At 35.3% G+C, this 3,775-nt stretch carries 3 protein-coding genes and 1 pseudogene; 2 read left to right on the forward strand and 2 right to left on the reverse strand.

Features of this window, described 5'->3' with window-relative positions:
- Positions 1–214: 214 nt before the first annotated feature.
- Positions 215–334 (reverse strand): annotated as a pseudogene (locus ACE1TI_RS21390) (transposase); the annotation flags it as partial.
- Complete coding sequence (locus ACE1TI_RS21395) at positions 295–438, reverse strand: hypothetical protein (protein WP_375009541.1); 144 nt, start codon at positions 436–438, stop codon at positions 295–297. The pseudogene ACE1TI_RS21390 and the gene ACE1TI_RS21395, both read right to left, overlap by 40 nt.
- 717 nt (positions 439–1,155) lie before the next feature.
- Between ACE1TI_RS21395 and ACE1TI_RS21400 the strand changes: the two genes are divergently transcribed.
- Together ACE1TI_RS21400 and ACE1TI_RS21405 are read left to right on the forward strand one after the other, a co-directional pair.
- A complete protein-coding gene (locus tag ACE1TI_RS21400) occupies positions 1,156–1,953 on the forward strand; it encodes an IclR family transcriptional regulator (RefSeq protein WP_375009542.1) in 798 nt (265 codons plus the stop codon).
- Positions 1,954–2,443: 490 nt separating this feature from the next.
- Positions 2,444–3,547 carry an LLM class flavin-dependent oxidoreductase gene (locus ACE1TI_RS21405; protein ID WP_375009543.1) on the forward strand — a complete coding sequence of 368 codons (1,104 nt, stop codon included), beginning with the start codon at positions 2,444–2,446 and terminating at the stop codon, positions 3,545–3,547.
- Positions 3,548–3,775 lie beyond the last annotated feature (228 nt).

Here is a 3,775-nt window from a genome sequence, read left to right on the forward strand (position 1 = left end):
AAATATATTCAACACTATAATGAAGAGCGAATACAAGAAAAACTAGGCTACCTTACTCCAAAAGAGTTTGGAGTCAAAGCAGCCTAGCAGGTGTTTTATATCTGTCTCATTTAGCTATGGCAGTTCATTCCGTCGGTTTTTTCCTTTTTGGCTGAAACAGGCGGTTCTTTTCTTCCTGTTTCAGGAAGTTGTGGTACATGGCGACCAGCCCAAACTAGATGTTGATCTTTTCAAGGCCGCGTAGTGAAAATCGGTGGAAATACCGATTACCCTTGATATGACCGAACACAATTTCTACTTCAACTTTACGTTGAGCATAGATTTGTGCGCCCTCGTCAGACCAAAAGGCTCTTCTTTCGCTTTAGCTTTAAGTTCTTCATATACCGGATTATAACGAACTTGCCGGTTTCCTTTCGATTTTGTACATTTCTCCTTCAACGGACATCCCAGTCCTCACATTCTTAAAGTCTCGCGTGTAACCATATCGATCCGTGGTTTGGGAATATCGTTTAAACTCGACTTTTCTTTGATTTGGACTAATATACAAATCATCCTCAGCTATGTAGTTCCTGCTATTGAAAATTGTAGATAGCAGGATTAAAGACTGGAAAATTAAATTAGAAGATACAATTACTGATAACGCTTCTTCCGGTTTAATTGCTCTTGGCAAAAAAAGCGTCTGTCTCGTCCGTTGATTTAAAAACAATCGAAATGAAATGGAGAGTTTGGTATATCGATGATCAGTTAACTCTTTATAAAAAATCTTTAGCTGTATAGGGTGATAATGACCTTAATTTAATTCTTAGATGTTTAATCTGGTAGTCATCGTCAAGTTTATTGAACTTTACACAACGTCGCCGGTATTAAATTCATACAGAAGGTGACCAACTAGTAAAAATGTATTTAGGTTCCGTTCAATAAATAAAAGGGATAACGCCAAGTAAGTTAATACTTTTCAATCAGAAAAGTATTATGCAAATATTCTCGTGTCAAGAATCATTATGGAGCTTGAGAAAGGGGGGATCCAAATCAAGAAAACGCTTAATGGAGAATCTAAAAAGGTTTTGCAATAGAACATAGCCCATTATATAATCAAATACCAAATACTATAAGTATGTCTTTTTAATCCATCTACTATTGGGAGGTTAGGCAAAAGTGGGGAAGCACTTATATAATCGAAAAGATAATCTTCAATCTGTAAAAAACGTATTAAACATATTGCGTTCATTTACGATTGATGAACCTGAAAAAGGAGTTCGTGAATTATCCGAATCACTAGGCATGTCAAAGAGCGTAGTTCAACGTTACATGGCAACTTTAGCTAGCGAGGGGTTTTTAGAACAAGATCCTTTTACCAGAAAATACCGTCTAGGTATTCCTTTTATGATTTTAAGTACAATTGTAACTTCCCACTTTGATGCTTTTAAAGAGTTTCATCCGACGTACAAAGCCTTAGCAGATAAACTTGGTGAAACAGTTAGATGTAGTACTTTAGAAGGTACGGAGGTAGTTCAGGTATATGCATTTAGATGCAAACATAGGTGCAGATCATTTAATAAGATCGGAAAATTAAACCCGGCATACTGTACAAGTGCCGGAAAGGTACTTCTTGCCTATAGTGATAACGAAGAACTGATTGAAAGAGTTATACAAAAAGGACTTAAAAGATTTACAAAAAATACAAAAACGGATCCAGCTGAGTTTCGAGAAGATTTACAAATGGTAAGAGAACAAGGACATTCTATTTGTATAGAGGAATTCGGAGTGGGAGGAATTTCTATAGCTGCTCCTATTCGTGATCATAGTGGAAAGTTTAATTTTGCTATTGAAGTAACAAGCACGACGAAGCGGTTAAATAGTATGGAAATTCAGACATTTGTGAATGAAATCAAGAAAGCTTCAATGGAAGTATCTAAACTTTGTCAAGAATACCAGTATCAGCGCAGATGGTAATTCCGTATTTTCCTTTGGAAACAAAATAAAATGGTTTACCTGTAAGAGAATAAAAATTTTGTTATTTGTCCCGCTGACAGGGTTTTGTTATTGTAAGGGACTATTCTGCATTGTAATATGAGGTTAATACACTAAAGCCTCGTCCCTGCCTTGATATCTAGCCCAACATAGAGGATCCAATTAATTTATAAGCACTTACATCTGGGGGGGTGATCCCTAGGAAAATAAGATAAGGACAATTAGAGGACTTATGGAAGGAATTAATAATAACAAGATGTTACCAATTGTGTTTGATAATATAAGTGAATTCATTCTAAGTTACTAATATAATAAACAAATTCACAAAAAACAAATTAGCAAGCAAGTACACAGCACTAAGAGGAATATATTTCCTCAGCTTTTTGACATGAAAACACAAATATTAAATTTGCTAATCAATGAAATGTCTGAAAACTTTCAAAACATAGCAATTTTAAAAGGAGTGATTTAAATGGAATATTTAGAATTTTCTATTTTTGATTTGGTGCATTGGCCACATGCTGGGCAAAAGTTAGAGGGCGAAGAACAAATTCAAATTTATGAGAATCATATGGAAGAATGGTTACTGGCAGAAAGAATGGGTTTTGATACCATCTGGCTGGGTGAACATCATTTCACAGAATATAGCATGACCCCTTCTCCCAATATTATGCTGTCCACCTTAGCTCAAAGAACAAAGAACATAAAGATTGGAAATATGATTAATGCTTTGAATTTTAATGATCCTTGGAGAATGGCAGAAGAGTTTGCCATGCTAGATATATTATCTAAAGGTAGACTGCTTATTGGATTAGGAAGAAGTGCAGATGTTCTAGAATATGAAAAATTCGGAATGCCTTTGGAAGACGGTAGGCCGCGCTTCAAGGAAGGGTTAGAGTTAATTAAAAAAGCGTTCTCTCAAGAAGTAGTGGATCATGATGGTCAATTTTTCTATGTGAAAGGAGGCTCTTTAACACCTCGCCCTATTCAAAAACCTTATCCTCAAATTTATACAACGTGTTTAAGTCCAGAAACGCATGCTTGGGCTGCAAAAGAAGGGTATCCTGTTTCTACTTTGTTCCTTCCGCCAGATCGAGCTAGTGAAAGTTATAATACTTATATGTCTGAACGTAAAAAGAATAATCTAGAGGTTGATCCTAAAAATTACTTGATGGCAAGACACGTGTATGTTGCAGAAACGAAAGAAAAGGCTATGGAGGATGCAAAAGAACCGATGCTAGAGTTCTTAAGATTATTTCAGAATGCAGCTGTGCCAGATACACAAGAAGAATTAGATTCTTTCCCTGAAAATTTCAAATTCTTCACTCAATTTTTTGCTCCGTTCTTCGGTGGAGAATTAACTTATGAAGGTTTAATTGAATCTGGGTTGTTTATTTGTGGTGATCCAGAGACTGTAGCGGAAGAAATTCAATTTCAACAAGAACAAATTGGTTTTGGACAGTTAATGTGTTGGATGTCTTTTGGGAATCTTTCTCACAATAAAGTAATGAACTCTATGGAGTTATTCGGTAAACATGTGATGCCTAAGTTTAAATCAAGTGTAAAAATATCCTAACCTTTTTATAGTACCTATCACATTTTTCCAATGAGAAAATACAGGGAACAAAAATAGAAAGTTTTCTTCAATAAATTATTTATAAAGGAGCATATAGGATGGGTACCGTCAATAAGTTTGTGTAATGTTTTTAGAGTATCCTAAGAATAACTTCTTGAGTTTTCTTACAGAGGGAAGGTTATTCTTCGTTCTGACCTTCCCCGTATCGGTTCGTGAACATTTTTTTTA

The sequence above is a fragment of the Alteribacillus sp. JSM 102045 genome, from assembly GCF_041949975.1.
In the GTDB taxonomy this organism is placed as follows: Bacteria; Bacillota; Bacilli; order Bacillales; family Marinococcaceae; genus Alteribacillus.